The sequence below is a fragment of the Stenotrophomonas maltophilia genome, from assembly GCF_013464915.1.
Classification (GTDB): Bacteria; Pseudomonadota; Gammaproteobacteria; order Xanthomonadales; family Xanthomonadaceae; genus Stenotrophomonas; species Stenotrophomonas maltophilia_AT.
In genome coordinates, this window is record NZ_RAVT01000044.1 from 43,928 (window position 1) to 64,053 (window position 20,126).

Sequence of the window (20,126 nt, forward strand, 5' to 3'; positions counted from 1 at the left end):
TATCTACTCAAGCAGCTCGCGCTCCAGCGTACGGAGCATGCACGCCCTGCTCCACCTTGAACACCGCCACCGACGTGGTCAGTGCATGCGCCTGTTCTTCCAGCGCGCGGCTGGCAGCGGTGGCCTCCTCCACCAGTGCGGCGTTCTGCTGGGTCACCTGGTCCATCTGCACCACCACCTGGTTGACCTGCTCGATGCCGGCGGCCTGTTCCTTGCTGGCCGCTGCGATGTCGCTCATCAGCTGGGTGGTGCGCGAACTTGCCTGGGCCACGCGCGCGATCGCGGCTTCCGATTCAACGGTCACCGCCAGGCCACTCTTCACCTTGGCCGCGGCGTCTTCGATCAGCTCCTTGATCTCCTTGGCGGCCACGCCGGCGCGCTGCGCGAGCGTGCGCACTTCGCTGGCGACCACGGCAAAGCCACGCCCCTGCTCACCGGCACGCGCCGCTTCAACCGCAGCGTTCAGCGCCAGGATGTTGGTCTGGAACGCGATGCCGTCGATCACCGTGGAGATCTCCGAAATGCGTGCCGAGGACTGATCGATCTCGCCCATCACCGATGCCATCTGTGCCATCGCCTGCTCGGTCTCGCGCACGGCGGCACCGGCCGCATGCGCTTCGCTGTCGGCCTGGCGGGCCAGCTCGGCATTCTGGCGCACGGTGGAGGTCAGTTCCTCCATCGATGCGGCCGCTTCTTCCAGATTGGCGGCCTGCTGCTCGGTGCGGCGCGACAGGTCGTTGTTGCCGGCGGCCAGTTCCTGCGCCGCGTTGTTGATGCTGTCGGCGGCCACCTGGATGCCCCGAACGATACCGGTCAGCTGCGCGGTGGTGGTGTTGGCGTCGTCACGCATGCGCGCGAACACGCCGTCGTACTCGCCGTCCATGCGCGCGGTCAGATCACCGTGCGAGATTGCACGCAGCACATCGGAGACATCGGCGATGCTGGCCTGCGAACTGGCCATCATGCCGTTGAGGTGCTCGACCATCGCCTTGAACTGGTACTGGAACGCAGCGGCATCGCCACGCATGCTGAAATCACCGGCGCGAGCGGCGCGGGCCAGTTCGTCAATCTGCGCGTTGATCGCCATCAAGCTCTGCTTCACCGCCGCCAGGGTGCGGGTCAGCGTGCCCTTCTCGCCCGGGTAGTCCGGCAGGTCACGGCTGAGGTCACCGATGGCGTAGCGCTGCATCACCTCGGCCATCAGCAGCTCCACCTGCACGTGCGATTCGACCAGGCTGTTGGTGGCCTGCACCATGCGGCCGAAGTCACCGGGGAACGCGGTGACGTCCATGCGATAGCGGATCGCGCCCGCCTCATGCTGCTCTGCCATCTGCAGCTGCGCGCCGATCGCCGCTTGCACGCTCTGGCGAACGCTGGCCATGGCTTCACCCAGCTGGGTCAGTTCATCGCGGCCACCCAGGCGGAACTCCTGGTCCAGCTGTCCCTTGGACAGGCGCTCGGCCAGGTTCACCGCGCGGGCCAACGGGCCGGTCAGGCTGCGGCCGATCATCACCGAGGCACCGATGCCGACCAGCAGTGCCACGCCGCCCAGCACCAGCAGCTGCAGCAGGCTGCGCTCGCCGAGGCGGATCGCTTCGGCAGCAGCGGTGCGGCTTTCCTTCTCTTCAAAGTCCACGCCATCGGACAGTGCCTTGTTCCAGCCATTGGCCGCTTCCTGCACCGGGCCCAGGGTCAGCGCCACGGCGCCCGGGTAGTCGCCCTGCTCCATCAGTTCGCTGGTCTGCTTGTTGAGCGGGCGCGCGACGGCACGCTTGGCGGCGATGGTTTCCGCGATGGCCTTGCCGTCGGCGTCGCTGGGCAGCGCCTGGTAGGCGCTCCAGCTGGCCTCGTAGCGCTTGACCAGATCGGCGATGCGCTGCTCATCGTGGCCGCGGTCATCGCCCTGGCGGATCAGCATTTCGCGGCGCACCACCATCATCTGGTTGTTGGCATCGAGCATCTGCGACAGCAGGCGCACCTTGGCCACGCTGACATCGACCACCTGCTGCATCGCACGCTTCTGCACGACACTGGCGGTGGCGCCGGTGGCCACCACGGCGGCAACCAGCAACAACAGCAGGCCAAAGCCCAGCCCAAGACGCCAGGCAACCCTGACGTTCCTCAAGTAGTTCATCGGTACATCCAAAACGGGGGGGATGCGCCCCTATCGGCCGCGCCACCTGCATTCTTGATCGGCAACACGCACGGGCGTCGGCGGCCGTTCACCTTGGTGATGTCACGTACGGCTCTTCTGCGACAAGGGCCCGGGCCACGCCAGGGCCGCCCTGCTCATGCCGGCATCAGGTTGCTTTCACGGGAGCTGCGCAGCCCCTGCGGGCAGGGTGGAGCTGCCATCTGCCGGAGTCCTCCATGCCCATACGCCGCCCCGCCCTGCTCGTCCTGTCCCTGCTGGTGTGCCCCGCCTTCGCGCAGGTGCCGCCGCCGGCCCAGCTGCCGGAGCCCATTGCCGAGAAGGCCGGACCCGATACCGCGGCGCGCTCGCCGCTGCACGCCCAGGTGCTTCTGGATCGCGCCAATTTCTCCCCGGGCGAGATCGACGGTGAAATCGGCAGCAATCAGCGCCGGGCCGTGGCAGGCTTCCAGGCGGCCCACGGCCTGACAGTGGGCGGAGAGCTGGATGACAGCACCTGGAAGGCCCTGCAGGCCGATACGGTCGTGCCACTGGCCAGCTACACGCTGACCGCCGAGGATGTGGCCGGGCCGTTCATCGCCGTCCCGAAGGCGCCTGCCGCGCAGGCAAAGCTGAAAGCGCTGGGCTACAGCAGCGTCGAGGAATCACTGGGCGAGCGTTTCCATGCTTCGCCGGCATTGCTGAAGGCGCTCAACCCAGGCGTCGATCTGGCCAAGGCCGGCAATCGCATCCAGGTACCCAACATCGCACCGGCGGCATTGCCGAAGGCGGCAAAGATCGTGGTCGACAAATCCGACTCCACCCTGCAGTTGCTGGATGCGCAGGGCAAGGTGATCGCGCAGGTGCCGGTGTCCTCGGGCAGCCAGCATGATCCGCTGCCGATCGGTGAATGGAAGATCTTCGGCGTGTATCGCGACCCGCCGTTCCACTACAACCCCAAGCTGTTCTGGGATGCGCGCAAGGGCGAGAAGAAGGCCACGCTGCCGCCGGGCCCGAACAATCCGGTCGGCCGGGTCTGGATCGACCTCTCCAAGCCGCATTACGGCCTGCACGGCACGCCTGTACCCGGCCATGTCGGCAAGACCGAATCGCATGGCTGCGTGCGCATGACCAACTGGGACGCGCTGCGCGTGGCCGATGCCGTGGATACCTCCGTCCCCGTGGTGATGCAGGAGTAAGCCGATGCGTCTTTCGCAGCTGATCGTGCTGGGCGTTCTGCTGGGACTGGGTGCAGGCTGGTGGCTGCGCCGCGATGCCGCTGAACCCACGGCGGCGTCTTCGCCTGCAATGCCGCTCGCCGTGATGGCAACGCCGGCGGCCGAAGCGGCCACAGCGCGCGCGCCGCTGCCAGCCAGCGTCGACCTGGCACCAGGCGGTCTGCTGCTGCCGGTGCAGGGCGTACTGCCCTCGCAGCTGCGCGACACCTTCACCGATGCCCGCAGCGAAGGACGCGTGCACGATGCGATCGACATCATGGCCAATGCCGGGACGCCGGTGCTGGCCGTCGCCGATGGCACGGTGGAAAAGCTGTTCGACAGCAAGCGCGGTGGGCTGACGATCTACCAGTTCGAGCCCAGCGGACGCTGGTGCTACTACTACGCGCACCTGCAGCGCTATGCCGATGGCCTGGCCGAGAAACAGGTGATAAGGCGCGGCGATGTGATCGGTTATGTAGGCAGCACCGGCAATGCCAGTGCGGAGGCCCCGCACCTGCATTTCGAAGTGCACGTGCTGGGGCCGGAGAAGCAGTGGTGGAAGGGGGAATCGATCAATCCCTACCCTCTGCTGAAGTCGAAGGTACTGGTGCCCGGCGCTGCCAGCGCCGTAACGCCAGAGTAAAGACAGCCAACGCGCCCCCCGGAATCAGCAGGAACATCGCCGCCACCTTCCAGAAGAAGAACGGCCACAACCACACGTAGTCCAGGTCGGTCAGCTTCAGCAGATCCAGCGGTGGCTGCAGCTCGATGTCTGCCGCGTGCCCCACCAGCGCCGGGTCCACCTCCAGTACGGTGACCCGCAGCCATGAGCGTCCGCGTGGCAATGCATCGCCGCGGCCATATCCAAAGTAGGACGCCATGAGGCCGCCGGATTCAACCGATGCCAGCCTGCGGTTGATGCCCTGCCCGTCCACTCCCGAACGCTCTCCTGCGCGGAAGTCTCCATGATCGGTGGGAGTGTCGATGCGCAGCAGCACTTCAGGGTCAGCCTCAGTACCGTCTGCGGCATACCGCAGTCGCAGCCGCAGCTGGTCATCGATGAAGCGGTAGACCGTCATCTCGGCTGTCGCGCCTGGGCTCAGCAGCAACGGCAGGGACTGGGTACGCGAGGCCAGATGGTTGGCGATGGCGCCGAGCGCCAGAACCGCGCAGGCGATGCCCCACAGGCTCCACAACACCCACAGGGTGATCCGTATCACCTTCGTGCCCTTCACGCTGACATCCTGGTCATCGCGTCGCTTCCCCGCTGGCCCTGGCGACACAGTAACGAAAAAGCCCCGCTTGCGCGGGGCTTTTCCTGTCACCTACGCCGGGCAGCGCCCGGCGCTACCTCAGGCGAACGGATCCTGCAGGACCATGGTGTGGTCGCGGTCCGGGCCGGTGGAGACGATGCTGATCGGGCAACCGGCCAGCTCTTCCAGCGAACGCAGGTAGGCACGGGCGGCCGGCGGCAGCTCGTCCCAGTTGGTGATGCCGTGGGTGTTCTCGCTCCAGCCCGGGAACTCCAGGTACACCGGGGTGCAGTCTTCCCAGCCCTGCGCGTCCAGCGGCGCGTACTCGGTGCGCTTGCCGTTGTATTCGTAGGCGATGCAGACCTTCAGCTTTTCCATGCCATCCAGCACGTCCAGCTTGGTGATGCACAGGCCGCTGATGCCGTTGATGGCCACGGCGCGCTTCAGCGCGACGATGTCCATCCAGCCGCAGCGACGCGGGCGACCGGTCGAGGCACCGTACTCGGCGCCACGGTCACGGATGCCCTGGCCGACTTCGTCGTCCAGCTCGGTCGGGAACGGGCCGCCGCCGACGCGGGTGGCGTAGGCCTTGGCGATGCCCAGCACGTAGTCGATCGAATCGGCGCCGACGCCGGAACCGGCCAGCGCACCACCGACGGTGGTGTTGGAGCTGGTGACGTACGGGTAGGTGCCGTGGTCGATGTCCAGCAGCGCGCCCTGCGCGCCTTCGAACAGCACGCGCTTACCCTGCTTGCGCAGGTCGTGCAGGATGCCGGCCACGTCGGACTTCATCGGCTGCACGTACTCGCCGAAGGCCAGCGCTTCGTCGAAGGTCTTCTGGAAATCGACCGCATCGGTGTTCAGATACTTGGTCAGCACGAAGTTGTGGTAATCCAGCGCGGTGCGCAGCAGCTCTTCCAGCTGCTTGGGGTAATGCAGGTCGGCGATGCGGATGCCGCGGCGCGCCACCTTGTCTTCGTAGGCCGGACCGATGCCACGGCCGGTGGTGCCGATCGCCTTGCCGCCGGCAGCGCGTTCGCGCGCCTGGTCCAGGGCGATGTGGTACGGCATGATCAGCGGCGCGGCCGGGGAGATCTTCAGGCGCGAACGCACTTCCACGCCGGAGGCTTCCAGCTCGGCGATTTCCTTCTGCAGCGCAGCCGGCGAGATCACCACGCCGTTGCCGATCAGGCACAGCGCATCGTCACGCAGGATGCCCGACGGGATCAGGTGCAGGACGGTCTTCTTGCCGTTGATGACCAGGGTGTGGCCGGCATTGTGGCCGCCCTGGAAGCGCACGACGGCGCCGATTTCCTCAGTGAGCAGATCGACGATCTTGCCCTTGCCTTCATCGCCCCACTGGGCACCAAGCACTACGACAGACTGACCCATGACGGGCTCCTCATATGTTGCGGCCATCGGGGCCGCGGACGGGTAAACCGTGGCAGGGCTGGCCAGCACCTGGATGGCGGCTCCAAACGGGGAGCGCCGGCGATGGAAGGCCCAGACACGGAAAAAGCCGAACGGGGAGGCCCGTCCGGCTTTTGTGCATTATCCGGGTTTCCGGGGTCCGGTGCCACCTTTCCGACGGGCGGCTTCACCGGCCGGTCAGGCGCCCCGCTCTGTCGTGCCGGCCGCTGGCCGGCAATGCCAACCAAGGTTGGCATCTACCAGAGCCGGGCCACGCATGTGAACGCAGGCGGCCGCTGGTGGGCAATCCCAGGTTGCCGGCCAGCGGCCGGCACTACCCTTTCAATGCCGGGCCCACCACAGCAGGCTCAGGCCGGCCAGCAGCACCAGCCCACCGAAGCTGCGCAGGGCCGGGCTGGGCAGGTCCAGCAGGCGCTCGGCCATGCGCTTCCAGGCAAACGGCGCGACGAACAGGAACAGGCCTTCCAGCACCGCCACCAGGCAGACGGCGGCGAACAGATCTTTCATGGGGGACTCCGGAAAAAGCACGGGGCCCGGCGTTCAGCCGGGCCCCGTGGGGTAATGCCCTGCGACCTCAGCGGTCGTTCTTCAGGTACTGCAGGAACGGGTCGTTCTTGTCCAGCACGATCACGCCGTTGCCGTCGGTCATGGAGCCACGGTAGGCCTCCAGGCTGCGGTAGAACGCGTAGAACGACGGATCGGCCGAGCCGGCCTTGCCGTAGATGCGGGCGGCATCGGCATCGCCTTCACCGCGCAGGCGCTGTGCATCACGCTCGGCCTCAGCGATCAGCACGGTGCTGTCACGGTCGGCCTGGGCGCGGATGGTCAGCGACTGCTCCTCGCCTTCGGCGCGCAGCTTGGCGGCTTCCTGCTTGCGCTGGGCGCGCATGCGCTCGTACACGTCGTTGATCACCTGGCTGTCGGTGGGCAGGTCCACCTGCTTGATGCGCAGGTCGATCATCTGCATGCCCAGGCCGGCCACGGCTTCGTTGATCCCCTTCAGCTGCTCGGCGATCAGCTCGCTGCGGTCGCCGGACACCAGCTGCTGCAGGGTGCGCGAGTTGATCTGGTTGCGCAGCGAGTCGGTGATGATCGGCGCCAGGCGGGCGTTGGCGATGCGCGGATCGCCGCCGGTGGCACGGAAGTAGTCACCCACGTTGGAGATGTAGCCGATGGCGAAGAAGTCGACGCTGACGTCCTTCTGCTCGGCGGTGAAGTAGCGCGCCGGCGCGGTGTCGAGCACCTGGAAGCGGCGGTCGAAGACCTTCACCGTTTCCACCACCGGCACCTTGAAGTGCAGGCCCGGCTTGATGTCCGAACGCACCACCTTGCCCAGGTTCAGCACCATGGCGGTCTGGTCCTCACGGACCACGTACACCGAGCCGAGCAGGCCCAGCACCACCGCCACGATCACGGCGATCCAGATAGGACTCTTCATCGGCTGCCCTCCTCACGGCCGCTCGGTCGCCCGGTCGGGCGGCCCACCGGCCGGCCCGGATCACGGGAAGCTTCCACCGCTGCACCCGGCAGCGACGGCATCACCACGTCCGGGTTCGCCACTGCGGCCGGGGCCGAGGTGGTGGGACGGGTATCGCCGGTCATCGGCACGTAGATCAGCTGGCGGCCATCACCACCAATCACCTTGCGGTTCTCGCTCAGCACCTGCTGCACGGTCTCCAGCCACAGGCGCTTGCGGGTCACTTCCGGGGCGTCCTTGTACTGGGCCTGCAACAGGCTGAAGCGCTGCGCGTCACCCTCGGCCTTGGACACCACGGCCTGCTTGTAGCCTTCGGCGGTGGTACGGGCGCGCGAGGCCTGGCCTCGGGCTTCCGGCACGACCTTGGCGGCGTAGGCCTGGGCTTCGTTGATCAGGCGCTCCTTGACCTGCTGGGCGCCGTTGACCTCGTCGAAGGCCGGCTTCACTTCTTCCGGCGGACGGGCGTCCTGCAGGGTCAGGCCGGTCACGGTCAGGCCGGTCTTGAACGCCTTCAGCAGCGCCTGCAGGCGCTCTTCCGCCGCCACGGCCAGCGGGCCACGGTTGTTCAGGACCGAATTGAGGTCGGCGCGGCCGACTTCCTCGCGCACCGCGCTCTGCGCAGACTGCTCCAGCACCTGGTCGGCGTTGAAGGTACCGAACAGGTAGGTCTGCGGGTCGTCGATGCGGTACTGGACGTTCAGCGAGACGTTGACGATGTTCTCGTCACGGGTCAGCACCGGCACCTGGATCGAGAAGGTCTTGATCTCGGTGGCGTTGACCTTGGTGACAGACTCAATCGGCCACGGCAGCTTGAAGTTCGGGCCGGGCTGCAGGATGCGCGAGAACTGGCCGAAGCGCAGCACCACGCCGCGCTGCTGTTCGCCGATCAGCTGGAAGCTGGAGAACAGCACCAGCAGCACCACGGCCGCCACCACCCAACGCACGATGCCGCCGTCGAACAGGTCCTTCAGCGGCCCGGGCAATCCGCCCCAGCCACCACCATTGCCACCGCCGCGCGACCCGAAGGGCCCGCGTCGATTGTCCTCGGGGCCTTGTCCGCCCTTGTTGCCGCCGGGTGTATTCCAGGCCATGCACGCTCCATCAAGATGTGGGCTGCGGCGCGGGCCCTTCCCGCGGCGCCAGCCGTGAAACCATTACCGATCATACAAGATGGGGCGGATCGGCAGGATCGAAAGGGGGGCAACGGGGTAAGGTGGCGTTTTCCTCGAAGTCAGGCAGCGCCGATGGTCCCCACCACCCCGTTCACCGCCTTCCGCATCGAAAATGACGACGCCGGCTACCGCAGCGGCCTGGCCCAGCTGGGCGTGGACGACCTCAGCCCCGGCCAGGTGCTGATCCGCGCCCACTGGTCCTCGGTCAACTACAAGGACGCGCTGGCCGGTACCGGCAAGGGGAAGATCCTGCGCCGTTTCCCGCTGGTGGGCGGCATCGACGTGGCCGGCACCGTGGTCGCCAGCACCGACCCGGACTGGCGTGAAGGCGACGCGGTGCTGGCCACCGGCTGCGGCCTCAGCGAGACCCGTGATGGCGGCTACAGCCAGTACGTGCGGCTGGAATCGCGCGCGGTGATCGCCCAGCCGGCCGGGCTGACCCCGCGCGAGGCAATGGTGCTGGGCACCGCCGGCTTCACTGCGGCGCTGGCCCTGCTGCGCATGCAGGACAACCGGCAGACCCCGGAACTCGGCCCGCTGGCGGTTACAGGCGCGAGCGGCGGCGTCGGTGCGTTGGCGCTGTCGATCTTCAGCCGTGCCGGCTACAGCGTGCACGCGGTCAGCGGCAAGCCGGACCAGGCCGATTTCCTGCGCAGCATCGGCGCCACCGAGGTACTGCCGCGCGAGGCGCTCTCCGACACCGGCCCACTGCAGTCAGCCCGCTTCGGCGGTGGCCTCGACAATGCCGGAGGCGACATGCTGGCCAGCCTGCTGGCGCAGACCGTGCCCTACGGCAGCGTGGTCAGTGCCGGCCTGGCCGCCAGCCCGACGCTGGACATGACGGTGATGCCGTTCATCCTGCGCGGCGTCTCGCTGCTGGGCGTGTCTTCGGCCAATGCACCGCGCGGGCTGCGGAAAGAAGTATGGGCGCGACTGGGAAGCGACTGGAAGCCGCAGCACCTGGAGCGCATCTGCACTGCCGAAGTCGGCCTGGATGGCCTGCCCGCCGTGTTCGAGCGGATGCTGGCCGGCGGCTCGCTGGGCCGCACCGTGGTGCGGATCGACTGAACGTCGCAGGCAGGCGACGGACGGCAGGCGCTGCCCTCCCGCCGGTAATGTGCCCGCACTACACTGCGGGCATTACATGGGGAACAACATGGCACGCATTCTGATCGTCGACGACTCACCGTCGCAGCTGTTGGGGATACAGCGCATCGTCGAGAAGCTCGGGCACCAGATCCTGACCGCCACCGATGGCGCCGCCGGGGTCGAAACCGCCAAGGCCGAGCTGCCCGACCTGGTCCTGATGGACGTGGTGATGCCCAACCTCAACGGTTTCCAGGCCACCCGCACCCTTGCCCGCGACGAGGCCACCCGGCACATCCCGGTGATCCTGGTGACCACCAAGGACCAGGACACCGACCGCATGTGGGGCATGCGCCAGGGCGCCAAGGCCTACATCACCAAGCCGTTCTCGGAAGACGAGCTGTCCGAGGTGCTGGAACGGGTGTTCGCCGGCCAGGGCTGAAACGGCGCCCGGTAGTGCCGGCCGCTGGCCGGCAACCACGCATCACCGTCCRGGGTAATGAAGTTGCCGGCCAGCGGCCGGCACTACCKTCAAATGSTTTCGCCGAASGCSTTGGCCAGGTTSCGGTASGCCTTCTTCTGCGCCTCGTCGGTCGCGGCCGGGGCCACGATCTCGATTTCGACGATCTGGTCGCCGTCCGGATTGCCCGGCAGGCCACGCCCGCGCAGGCGCAGCTTGCGCCCGGCATCGGAATCGGCCGGGATCTTCAGTTCCACCGTACCTCCCAGCGTCGGCACACTCAGGCTGGTACCCAGCGCCGCCTGCCACGGCGTGACCGGCAGCGTGTAGAGAATGTTGCGGCCATCGACCTCGAACTGCGGGTGCGCGGCGTACTCCACTTCCAGCAGCAGGTTGCCGCCATGGTTGCCCTGCCCGGCCAGGCGGATCACCTGGCCCGGCCGGATGCCCTTGGGCACGCGCACGTCCAGCTGCTTGCCGTTGACGGTGATGCGCAGGCTGTCGCCGCTGTAGGCCGCTTCCAGAGGCACCGACAGCTTGGCGCGGGTATCGCGGTTGGGCGCATGGCCCTGGCTGCTGAAGCCCGGTCCCGGACCGGCTCCGCCACCGCGCTGGCGCGCGAACAGGCTTTCGAAGAAGTCGCTGAAGCCGCCGTTGGGGCCGCCGCCGCCGAACACTTCCTCGAAATTGAAACCACCGGCACCGCCGTAGTTCGGCGGCACGTTGAACTCCTCGCCCGGGCGATAGCCCTGCGCGCGCAGCTGGTCGTAGGCCGCGCGCTTTTCGGGGTCGCGCAGCGCCTCGTAGGCCTCGTTGACCGCCTTGAACTTGTCTTCGGCCCCGGCCTCCTTGCTGACGTCCGGGTGGTACTTGCGTGCCAGCCGGCGGTAGGCGGTCTTGATCTCCGCCTCGCCCGCGCTCGGTTCCACCCCCAGGGTGGCGTAGTAATCCTTGAATTCCATCCAGCTACCTCGATTCGCTTCGGCCGCGCCGGTGGCGCCGCCCCAGGTTCATTCTACGCGCCGGCGATGCTACGCCGCCCCTCGTGCGGCCCCGGTGAGGCCGACTGATCCTGCGCAATGCGGCTGCCATCCCGATGCCCCAGGCTGTGCCTGGAAGCCCCCGCCGCAAAGCCTGAAGATGGGGCCTGCACACGGGTTTTCCAATGTCTTGACGCCCCTGTCCCATCCGGCCCACTAGCCTGCCCCTGCAAGGAGTTCCCCATGACCATCCACGTTGGCGACCGTATTCCGGAAGTGACCCTCAAGCGCATCCGCGAGGGCATCGAAACGCTTGATACGCATTCGCTGTTCGACGCGCGCAAGGTGGTCCTGTTCGCCGTGCCCGGGGCGTTCACCCCGACCTGTTCGGCCCGTCACCTGCCCGGCTACGTCGAGAAGTTCCAGGCGTTCCGCCAGCGCGGCATCGACGTCTACTGCGTGGCGGTCAACGACCCGTTCGTGATGAAGGCGTGGGCGGCCGACCAGAATGTGCCCGATGGCCTGCTGATGCTGTCCGACGGCAATGCCGAACTGACCCGCGCGCTCGGGCTGGAGCTCGATGCCAGCGCCTCGGGCATGGGCATCCGTTCGCGCCGCTTCGCGCTGTACGTGGTCGATGGCGTGGTGCGCGCGGCGTGGGTCGAACAGCCCGGCCAGTTCGAAGTGTCTTCGGCCGAGTACGTGCTGGAGCACCTGCCCACCTGACTACCAACCGCAAGAGGAAACGGCCAGCCATGTCCAGCAAGCCAGCCAAAGCCAGCAAGCCCGCCACGAAGATTCCCGGCATCAGCGACCGCAAGACCCTGCGTGATCGCGCCCGGCGCAACATCGAGGACGGCGCGATCACCGACAGCTACAGCGCCGACCGCAAGGTGGTGATCAAGCTGCTCAACGACGCCCTGGCCACCGAGTACGTCTGCGTGCTGCGCTACTACCGGCATTACTTCATGGCCAAGGGCATGCTGGCCGATGCGGTGAAAGCCGAGTTCCTCGAGCATGCACAGCAGGAACAGGCGCACGCCGGCAAGCTGGCCGAGCGCATCGTCCAGCTCGGCGGAGAGCCCGACTTCAACCCGGACACGCTGACCACGCGCTCGCACGCCGAGTACAAGGAAGGCAGCGACCTGCGCGACATGGTCCGCGAAAACCTGGTGGCCGAACGCATCGCCATCGACAGCTATCGCGAGATGATCAACTTCATCGGCGACCGCGATACCACCACCAAGCGCATCCTTGAAGAGATCCTGGCGCAGGAAGAAGAGCACGCCGACGAGTTCGCCGACCTGCTGGATGGGTGGATCGGGGAATAGTGAAACCGGTAGCGCCACGGGCTCGCGGCCATCTACGGTGTTGTAGAGCCGAGCCCATGCTCGGCTTACCGCTGAATGCACGTCGCAGGAGCAGCCGAGCATGGGCTCGGCTCTACAACAGCGTGGCAAACATACGGGAAGTGCCGACCAAGGTCGGCACCTACCGCAGCACGTTGAACCGCACCTGCGTCCAGGCACCGTCGGCCGCCAACGCCGTCAGGGTGTGCGTGCCGGGATCGGCGAACTCACGCTGCATCAGCTGCGCACCGTGGGTCTGCGCGATCCAGCGACCGTCCAGCAGCCAGTCCACCGCCTGCTCGCTGCCCAGCGCGCGCAGCTGCAGGCGCACGCCATGCTCCGCATTGGGCGCGCGCGCCAGTGCAGCGCCGTCATTGAGGCCATCGATGTGGAGCGCGACACTGGCCTCACGGCCATCATCACGGCAGTCCGGCGACAGCGCCGGCAGCTGCGAGGCCTCGCGCGTGGCCTTGGACAGCCACGGCGACAGCAACGCCGGCCAGCGCGCGATCTCGCGCGCGACTTCCTCGTGCGGCGCGCGGCAATCGGCTGACACGCGCAGCCCGGTACGCGCATCGGCAAGGTAGCGTTGCCGACCCGGCTGCCAGCGCCGCGCCTCGCGCTCGGGGAAGGTCGGCGGTGCCGCACCGTCCAGCAGGTAGGCCGGCATCCGTCGCTGGCACAGTGCCGCCGGCAGGCCCTCGGCACGTTCACCGGTCGGCCAGCAGATGTCTTCCTGGCTGACACTGGCCGGCATCGGTGCAGCGGCCGAGTCACCGCGCTGGCGCGGCAGGCTGTCCACCACCTCGAACATCAACGGCAACGCGGTGACCGCACCATACTGCCCCGGCAGCGGCGTACCGTCGGGCCGGCCCACCCACACGCCCACGGTGTAATGGCGGGTACTGCCGATCGCCCACGCATCGCGGTAGCCATAGCTGGTGCCGGTCTTCCACGCCACGCGCGGGCGGCCACCGACATCGAAGGTGCCGATGCTGTACCCCGGGCGTGGATTCGATTCCAGCATCTCGCGCACGATCCAGCTGGCACCCGGCGATGCCAGGCGCCGCTCGATCATCGGCTCGTCATCGGTGTAGCGCACGCGCCCGGCGATGCCGTTGCGGTTGAGTGCGGCGAAGGCGCCAACCAGGTCTTCCAGGCGCGCGCCGGTGCCACCCAGGATCAGCGACAGGTTGGGCGTGCTGCCCGGCGGGAAGCGCAGCTGGATGCCGGCGTGCGACAGCCGCGCGGCGAAGCGGGCGGCCCCGACCCGCTGCAGCAGGTCCACCGAGGGCACGTTGAGCGACAGCCGCAATGCGCTGGAGGCGCCGATCGGCCCATTGAAGGCCATATCGAAATTGCCCGGCCGATAGCTGCCGAAACTCTGCGGAGCATCGACCAGCAGGCTCTCCGAATGGATCAGGCCATCATCCAGCGCCATTGCATACAGGAACGGCTTGAGCGTGGAGCCGGGCGAACGCCAGGCCTGCACCATGTCCACGTGGCCAAGCCGCTGGCGGTCGCCAAAGGACAACGTACCGACGTAGGCACGCGCCTGAAGGGTCTGGTTGTCGACCACCAGCAGGGCCGCTGAAGTGCGCTCCGGCAGCGTCGAGAAATAGCTGGCCACGCGTTCTTCCAGCGTGCGCTGCAGGCCGATGTCGATGCTGCTCTGGATGCGTGCCTGGCCCGGGTGCGCCGAGTGCAGGCGCTGCGCCAGCAGTGCGGCGTGCAGCGGCGGCCGCAGCGAGCGCGCCACCACGTTCTCGATGCGCGCGTCTTCCACCTCTTCCGGTGTCCATGCACCCAGTTCGGCCATGCGTGACAGCACCTTGTCGCGCGCCTTCTGTGCCGCTTCCGGATGGCGATCCGGACGCAGGCGGCTCGGCGCCTGCGGCAGTACCGCCAGCAGCGCGGCCTCGGCATGCGACAGCTGCGCCGCCGGCTTGCCGAGATAGGCCCAGCTGGCGGCTTCCACGCCTTCAATGGTGCCGCCGTACGGCGCGCGCTCCAGGTACAGGGCCAGGATCTGCCGCTTGCTCAGGTGCACTTCCAGCTGTACCGCGCGCAGCATCTGCTTGAGCTTTCCCCAGGGGGTGCGCGTGTGCGGATCGAGGATGCGCGCGACCTGCATGGTCAGGGTCGAGCCACCGGACACGATGCGGCCGCCGCGCAGCAGCTGACCGCTGGCACGCAGGATCGCCAGCGGGTTGATGCCCGGGTGCCTCCAGAACCAGCGGTCCTCGTAGGTCAGCAACGCCTGCAGGTACAGCGGCGAGACGCTGTCGATCGAGGCCGGATAGCGCCAAACGCCCTCGGCATCGGCGAACGCACGCAGCGGTGTACCGTCCGCCGACACCACCAGGGTGCTGGTATCGCGCTGCTTCGGCAGCGGCGGCGGGAAGGCGAGATCCAGCACCAGCAGCAGCGCAAGCGTGGCGGCCGTACCCCAGCGCAACCACGGCCACAGCGGCCGCAGCCGGCGGCGCAGGGCCGCCAGCCGGGTCTTCATTGCGTCTTTCATTGCGTAGTGCCCGCAGGACGGGCCGCGCCGTCGCGGCCCATCCGTGGGATCACGGCTGCACCACCGTGATCGTGGTCGGGTTGCTGCGGCCGACGCCACGCAGCTGCGGCCGGTACATGTCCTCCACCAGCGGCGGCGGCACCGAGTAGGTTCCCGGCGTCACCGCGCGTACCAGGTAGAACACGCTGGCCTTGCTGCCACGCGAGAGCTTCAGCGCGGCCACGTAGCGGTCGTCGCGGAACTCCTCGTGCTTGGTATCGGCCGCTTCACCGCGGTCGCTGATGGTGATGCCATCGACCACCACATCGGCCCACTGCTTGGCGTCGCCCAGGTTGAAGTTTTCGATCTCCAGGCCGGCCGGCAGCAGGTCGGTCAGCAGTGCATCGGGCATCGTGGTGTCGGCGGTGACGGTGACGCGCACGATCAGTGCTTCGCCTTCCTTCAGCGGGCGCGGCGACCACGGCTTGCCATCGGTACCGTAGTAGCTGCGCTCGACGCCCAGCACGCTGTTGTCCGGCGCCGGTGCGCTGCGCGGGATGCCGGCCACGTCGATGCTGGCGAACATCGGCGGCTGGCCCTGCGGGGTGAAGCGCACGCCGCTGGCCAGTTCGCTGGCGCTGAAGTTGCGGCCGAACAGCTTGCGTTCGCCGATCGCTTCGGTCGTGCCACCGATCACCAGTTCACCGGCCACCAGTGCTTTCTGGTTGGCGGCCAGTGCCTTGCCGAGGCGGGCAATCGCCACCTGTTCCTGCGTACTCAACCACATCCAGCCGGCACTGCGGCGCGCATCGAGGCCACGGCCCAGATCGACCGCACGTGCATCCCAGGCCGGCTTGGCCAGCTTGTTTTCGTGGGTCAGCGCAATCATCAGCGCGTCATCACGGATCGCACTGCCGTAGTCGCCGAAGTACGACGGGCGTTCGCTGCTGGACTTGGCGAAGGCCGCCGCCAATGCCGCCTGGCCACGCTTGGCATCGCCCTGCAGCGACAGCGCCACGCCCAGGTGGACCAGCGACAGGCCGCCGACCGCCTTGCTGCGCTCGTTGTCGTACAGCGCGCGCAGGGTACCCAGCGGTGCGCGGTTGACCCGGGCCAGCACATAGCCCGAATACGCCTTGTTGGAGAACGTCAGCTTCTCGCGGTCATCCTGGCCGTAGAACTGGTTGCCACCGGACAGCAGGTCTTCGCTGAGGCGGTTGAGTGCCTTCTGCAGCACGTTGTCGGGCACCGCAAAGCCGGCGTCCTTGGCATCGAGCAGGAACTCGGTGACATACGGCGTCAGCCACGGGTTCACGTAGCCGTCGTCACCCCACATCGAGAAGTTGCCATTGGCCACCTGCATCGACGCCAGGCGCCCGAACGCACCTTCCATGCGTTCACGGCGGGCCTTGGCGTCCAGGCCATCGGCGCCGAGCATCGACGACGTCGCCTGGTCCAGGATCAGCGCGGCATAGCCCTTGCTGGTGGTCTGCTCGGCACAGCCGTAGGGGTAGTTCAGCGCGCCCTGCAGTGCGCTGGCGAACGGAATCGGCGGCAGCGGGCTGACCAGCAGCCGTGCGTTCACCGACTCGGACATCAGGCCTTCGGTCAGACTGTTGTCGAGGCTGACCGCGGCCAGCGGATCCAGCGTGCGCACCTGCGAACGCAGCACCTGCGGCCACGCCGCACGTACCGGCAGGTCGTAGCGGCGGTCAGCCTTGAAGCCGTTGCCATCCACGCGCACCCGCACCTTGGCCACGCTGTGGCCTTCGCGTGCGGACAACGGGAAGCTCAGCGTGGTCTTGGCATCGGCATTCAACTGCACGCTGCGGCTGCCCTCGCCCAGGTTCAACGGGCCTTCGGTGTCCACCTTCACGTTGAACTGGCCCGGCTTGCCGGTGAAGTTCTGCACGTCCAGGGTCACGGTGCTGCGATCGCCCGGGGCCAGCACGCGCGGCATGCTGGCTTCGGCCAGGATCGGCGCGCGCACCACGGTTTCCACGTCACGCTTGCCGTACTGGTCATCGCTGTAGACCAGCGCCGACACCCGCAGCGTGCCGTTGAAGTCCGGCACCTTCAGGCGGATGCGGGCGATGCCCTTGGCGTCGAGCTGCACCGGGCCGGAGAACAGGTCCACGGTCTGCACGCGCGCGGTCGGGCGCTTGGCCTGCGGAAGTGCCTGCAGCGCCATGTCGCCGCCGAACTTCAGCTTGCCGGCGCCGCCGTCGAAGCTCTCGATCACCCGGCTGTAGATGTCGTAGGCATCGATGCCGAGGCGACGCTGGGCGAAGAAGTGCGCGCCGGCATCGGGCACCGGGAAGCGGGTGATGTTGAGGATGCCCACATCCACCGCCGAGACGGTGACGTGTGCGGTCTTGCCGGCCAGCTGCGGTGCGCTGACCGTCACCGGCAGGTCCTGTTCCGGCCGCATCTGCTTGGGCGCAACCAGGCCGACCGCCACGGTGCGGCCCTTGCGGTCCATCGGTACATGCACCACGCCCACGGCCCGGGCCGGGGTGATCTTGCTCGGCGCACTGCCACCACGGAACACCAGCGCGGTGATATAGACGTCGTGGCGTTCCCAGTCGGCGGTGACCGGAATCCTGAAGGTCGACCCCGGCTTGGCGTCGATGTCCTGCACGTACAGCATGCGGTCGGTCTCGACCATCAGGATGCCCTTGCCGGCGTGCGGCGGGGTCACCGTCACCTCGAGCGTGTCGCCTGCCTTGTAGCCGGTCTTGTCCAGGCCCAGCTTGATCTTGTCAGGGCGCGCGTCCAGGCCACGATTGTCATCACCCCAGCTCCAGCCAGCACGGAAGGGATAACGGCTGGTCAGGCCAGTGGACGGATCGAACACGTCCACCCGGTACTCGCCCCACTCCACCGGGAAATCGAAGGCGACCGCGCTGCTGCCGGCATCGACGGTGCGGGTTTCCTTGTTCTCGAAGCGGCGGGTGAAATCGTAGTCCCAGCGGTTGTCGTTGAAGGTCCAGTGGTAATCGCGCAGTTCGCGCACCAGGGTGATCTTCAGGCCCTTGGCCGGCTGCGGCGTACCGGCAGCATCCACGCGCATCAGTTCGAAGCGCGCGTTGCCGTTGGAATCGGCGCCGTCCTCAGGGTTGAACAGCGGGCGCACGCCCACCAGCGCATTGGCCGGCCACATCACCCGCTTCAGGGTGCGGGTAACCGTACGGCCACCGGTCTCGTACAGGCTGCCGGACAGCACCACGGCGATCGGCGCCTTGGCCTTGGCCGCCTCTTCCGGCAGGGCCACGTCTTCGCGCAGCTGGCCATTGGCCGGCAGCGTGGTGTCGATCACATCCTTGGCTTCGCGCGGCAACTGCAGGGTCGGGTCGCCGAAGAAGTAGCCCGGCAGGCCGTCCACCGGCCGCTGCTCGGCGGCTACCGCCATGCGCGCGGTGAAGCGGTTGCCGTCGGCCGGTGCACCGTACAGGTAGGCACCATTGGCCTGCAGGCGCAGGTCCTCGCCCGGCTTCAGCGTCTTCTGCGCACTGTCCAGGTCCAGCTTCATGCGCTCGGGCAGGAATTCCTCGATGCGCAGGGTCATGCCCTGGATCGCCTCCTTGCTGGCCGGGTCGGTACGGAACTCGACCTGCCAGCGCCCGGTCGGCGCCTCGGCGGGAATGACCTGCTCGAAGTTGATGTAGCCCTGGTCACCCGGCTGCAGCCGGGTCTCGCGGAAGGTCTTGCCGTCGGGCTGCTTCAGGCGCAGGAAGACAGGTTGAGCCTTCACCGGCTTGCCGTCGTTGTCGCGCAGCAGCGCGGACAGGCGCACGGTCTCGCCCGGCCGGTACAGGTCGCGCCCGGACCAGGCATAGACGTCGAACCAGGCGTTGTCACGGCCGGCCACGGCGAACTCGCTCAGGTCCAGCGCCGGCTGGTTGAACGGCAGGAAGCTGGTGTCCTTGCCACTGCTGGCGACCAGCACGTGGGTGGCATCCAGGGTGTAGTTCAGCAGCGCATTGCCATTGCCGTCGGTGCTGCCCTTCAGCACCACCTCGCCCTTGGCATCGAGCACGCGCAGGTCGATGCCCTTCAGCGGCGCGCCGTCCTTGAGGCCGGCGGTGTGCACGAACAGTTTGTCCTTGTAGGCGCGGGTGTGCAGGCCGATGTCGCTGACCGAGAAGAACGCGGTATCGAACTCGCCCTCGTAGTCACCGGTGCGCTTGAGCAGGGCGAAGTACAGGCCCGGCTCCTGCAGCTCCTTGATGTCCTGGGTGGGCAGGTAGGTCAGGACCCGCTCGTTCTTCTTGCCGCCAAGGATGAAGCGGTTGACGTAGACCGGCTCGGCCAGCTTGTTGATCGGGCTGCGCTCGTAGTCGCTGCTCAGTTCCCAGCTGCCGCGGCGGCCGCCGCGCTGGTACTGGCTGAAGAAGGTCGGCAGGTCCTTCTCGCGCACGCGCAGGAACTCGACATCGACCTCCGGCACGTTCACCGACACCACCGGCAGGCCGCGGCTGTCCTTGGCCGGCAGCACGCTGCCCTGCGAGGCGAAGCCGACCACCGGCTTCAGCTCGCCGCTGAACACCTTCTGCTTCAGTTCCTTGCCCAGGCGGCTGCCATCAGCGGCCAGCAGGTCCGGCGAGACCACCAGGCTGAACTCCTTGCCGGCCTCGACGAACGGGTAGCGCAGGGTCAGGCCGTCATCGGACAGCGTCCAGCTGCTGTCTTCGGTGCCGACCTTCTCTTCGAAGCGCACCAGCTTGTCGAAGTCCTGGGTGCCGACCAGCGGGCGCGAGAACTCCAGCGCCAGCGACAGGCCGTCATTCTTCTGGTCCGGGTAGGCACGCAGCAGGGTGAACTCCTTCACCTGCTCGGCCTTGGTGGTGATGGCTTCACCGCTGGCCTTGGGCAGCTGTCCGCTGTCGTTGCGGCAGCCGGCCAGGCCCAGCAACAGGCCTCCTGCCAGTACAGCCGCCGCCCATCCCCACCGCTTCCGCCGTGCCGGACCGCTCATGTCGTCACTCCTTGATCGAGGTGGCCATTATAGGCAGGCCGCGTCAAGGTGTTGACGCGAATTCGGCAATTGCCCAGGGCGGGTAGTGG

The 20,126-nt window shown here is 67.6% G+C and carries 15 protein-coding genes; 6 read left to right on the top strand and 9 right to left on the bottom strand.

Features of this window, described 5'->3' with window-relative positions; translation table 11 throughout:
• Nucleotides 1–7: 7 nt before the first annotated feature.
• Nucleotides 8–2,134: a methyl-accepting chemotaxis protein gene (locus D7T59_RS15350; protein WP_164137693.1), complete on the bottom strand. Its 2,127-nt coding sequence runs from the start codon at nt 2,132–2,134 to the stop codon at nt 8–10.
• A 236-nt stretch (nt 2,135–2,370) separates the two neighbouring features.
• On the opposite strand from D7T59_RS15350, the gene D7T59_RS15355 reads away from it, so the two are divergent.
• Both D7T59_RS15355 and D7T59_RS15360 read left to right on the top strand, forming a co-directional pair.
• Entirely contained in the window at nt 2,371–3,330 is a 960-nt protein-coding gene (locus tag D7T59_RS15355) for a L,D-transpeptidase family protein (protein WP_180852691.1), read from the top strand.
• Nucleotides 3,331–3,334: 4 nt separating this feature from the next.
• Complete coding sequence (locus D7T59_RS15360) at nt 3,335–3,991, top strand: M23 family metallopeptidase (protein WP_180852690.1); 657 nt, start codon at nt 3,335–3,337, stop codon at nt 3,989–3,991.
• Here D7T59_RS15360 and D7T59_RS15365 read toward each other — a convergent pair.
• From D7T59_RS15365 to hflK, 5 genes are all read right to left on the bottom strand, one after another.
• Complete coding sequence (locus D7T59_RS15365) at nt 3,921–4,583, bottom strand: hypothetical protein (protein ID WP_180852689.1); 663 nt, start codon at nt 4,581–4,583, stop codon at nt 3,921–3,923. The genes D7T59_RS15360 and D7T59_RS15365 overlap by 71 nt on opposite strands.
• Before the next feature lie 117 nt (nt 4,584–4,700).
• The gene (locus D7T59_RS15370) at nt 4,701–5,993 is read right to left on the bottom strand and encodes an adenylosuccinate synthase (RefSeq protein ID WP_006463282.1); all 1,293 of its coding nucleotides are present in this window, start codon (nt 5,991–5,993) and stop codon (nt 4,701–4,703) included.
• A gap of 360 nt (nt 5,994–6,353) precedes the next feature.
• Nucleotides 6,354–6,539: a DUF2065 domain-containing protein gene (locus tag D7T59_RS15375; protein WP_005410640.1), complete on the bottom strand. Its 186-nt coding sequence runs from the start codon at nt 6,537–6,539 to the stop codon at nt 6,354–6,356.
• Between the two features lie 67 nt (nt 6,540–6,606).
• Complete coding sequence (hflC, locus tag D7T59_RS15380) at nt 6,607–7,470, bottom strand: protease modulator HflC (RefSeq protein WP_010482785.1); 864 nt, start codon at nt 7,468–7,470, stop codon at nt 6,607–6,609.
• Nucleotides 7,467–8,600 carry an FtsH protease activity modulator HflK gene (hflK, locus tag D7T59_RS15385; RefSeq protein ID WP_164137689.1) on the bottom strand — a complete coding sequence of 378 codons (1,134 nt, stop codon included), beginning with the start codon at nt 8,598–8,600 and terminating at the stop codon, nt 7,467–7,469. Before hflK ends, hflC begins: the two co-directional genes overlap by 4 nt.
• Before the next feature lie 153 nt (nt 8,601–8,753).
• Here hflK and D7T59_RS15390 point away from each other — a divergent pair, with 153 nt between their 5' ends.
• Both D7T59_RS15390 and pilH read left to right on the top strand, forming a co-directional pair.
• The gene (locus D7T59_RS15390; RefSeq protein ID WP_180852688.1) at nt 8,754–9,749 is read left to right on the top strand and encodes a YhdH/YhfP family quinone oxidoreductase; all 996 of its coding nucleotides are present in this window, start codon (nt 8,754–8,756) and stop codon (nt 9,747–9,749) included.
• A gap of 88 nt (nt 9,750–9,837) precedes the next feature.
• On the top strand, nt 9,838–10,209 hold the full coding sequence (gene pilH / locus D7T59_RS15395; protein WP_005410644.1) for a twitching motility response regulator PilH: 372 nt from the start codon (nt 9,838–9,840) through the stop codon (nt 10,207–10,209).
• A gap of 89 nt (nt 10,210–10,298) precedes the next feature.
• Here the strand turns inward: pilH and D7T59_RS15400 are convergent, their stop codons facing one another.
• A complete protein-coding gene (locus tag D7T59_RS15400) occupies nt 10,299–11,189 on the bottom strand; it encodes a DnaJ C-terminal domain-containing protein (RefSeq protein ID WP_180852687.1) in 891 nt (296 codons plus the stop codon).
• A 261-nt stretch (nt 11,190–11,450) separates the two neighbouring features.
• Here D7T59_RS15400 and D7T59_RS15405 point away from each other — a divergent pair, with 261 nt between their 5' ends.
• Both D7T59_RS15405 and D7T59_RS15410 read left to right on the top strand, forming a co-directional pair.
• Nucleotides 11,451–11,933 carry a peroxiredoxin gene (locus D7T59_RS15405; protein ID WP_099555338.1) on the top strand — a complete coding sequence of 161 codons (483 nt, stop codon included), beginning with the start codon at nt 11,451–11,453 and terminating at the stop codon, nt 11,931–11,933.
• A 29-nt stretch (nt 11,934–11,962) separates the two neighbouring features.
• Complete coding sequence (locus tag D7T59_RS15410) at nt 11,963–12,538, top strand: ferritin-like domain-containing protein (RefSeq protein ID WP_164137687.1); 576 nt, start codon at nt 11,963–11,965, stop codon at nt 12,536–12,538.
• 160 nt (nt 12,539–12,698) lie between these two features.
• Here the strand turns inward: D7T59_RS15410 and pbpC are convergent, their stop codons facing one another.
• Together pbpC and D7T59_RS15420 are read right to left on the bottom strand one after the other, a co-directional pair.
• Nucleotides 12,699–15,080, bottom strand: coding sequence for a penicillin-binding protein 1C (pbpC, locus tag D7T59_RS15415; protein ID WP_180852686.1), 2,382 nt, complete (start codon nt 15,078–15,080; stop codon nt 12,699–12,701).
• 49 nt (nt 15,081–15,129) lie between these two features.
• Nucleotides 15,130–20,037 carry an alpha-2-macroglobulin family protein gene (locus D7T59_RS15420; protein WP_180852685.1) on the bottom strand — a complete coding sequence of 1,636 codons (4,908 nt, stop codon included), beginning with the start codon at nt 20,035–20,037 and terminating at the stop codon, nt 15,130–15,132.
• Nucleotides 20,038–20,126 lie beyond the last annotated feature (89 nt).

Bases quoted from the DNA above. Each gene is read 5' to 3' on its own strand.
- D7T59_RS15350 (WP_164137693.1), bottom strand. From the start codon at position 2,134: ATGAACTACTTGAGGAACGTCAGGGTTGCCTGGCGTCTTGGGCTGGGC.
- D7T59_RS15355 (WP_180852691.1), top strand. From the start codon at position 2,371: ATGCCCATACGCCGCCCCGCCCTGCTCGTCCTGTCCCTGCTGGTGTGC.
- D7T59_RS15360 (WP_180852690.1), top strand. From the start codon at position 3,335: ATGCGTCTTTCGCAGCTGATCGTGCTGGGCGTTCTGCTGGGACTGGGT.
- D7T59_RS15370 (WP_006463282.1), bottom strand. From the start codon at position 5,993: ATGGGTCAGTCTGTCGTAGTGCTTGGTGCCCAGTGGGGCGATGAAGGC.
- D7T59_RS15375 (WP_005410640.1), bottom strand. From the start codon at position 6,539: ATGAAAGATCTGTTCGCCGCCGTCTGCCTGGTGGCGGTGCTGGAAGGC.
- hflC (WP_010482785.1), bottom strand. From the start codon at position 7,470: ATGAAGAGTCCTATCTGGATCGCCGTGATCGTGGCGGTGGTGCTGGGC.
- hflK (WP_164137689.1), bottom strand. From the start codon at position 8,600: ATGGCCTGGAATACACCCGGCGGCAACAAGGGCGGACAAGGCCCCGAG.
- D7T59_RS15390 (WP_180852688.1), top strand. From the start codon at position 8,754: ATGGTCCCCACCACCCCGTTCACCGCCTTCCGCATCGAAAATGACGAC.
- pilH (WP_005410644.1), top strand. From the start codon at position 9,838: ATGGCACGCATTCTGATCGTCGACGACTCACCGTCGCAGCTGTTGGGG.
- D7T59_RS15405 (WP_099555338.1), top strand. From the start codon at position 11,451: ATGACCATCCACGTTGGCGACCGTATTCCGGAAGTGACCCTCAAGCGC.
- D7T59_RS15410 (WP_164137687.1), top strand. From the start codon at position 11,963: ATGTCCAGCAAGCCAGCCAAAGCCAGCAAGCCCGCCACGAAGATTCCC.
- pbpC (WP_180852686.1), bottom strand. From the start codon at position 15,080: ATGAAAGACGCAATGAAGACCCGGCTGGCGGCCCTGCGCCGCCGGCTG.
- D7T59_RS15420 (WP_180852685.1), bottom strand. From the start codon at position 20,037: ATGAGCGGTCCGGCACGGCGGAAGCGGTGGGGATGGGCGGCGGCTGTA.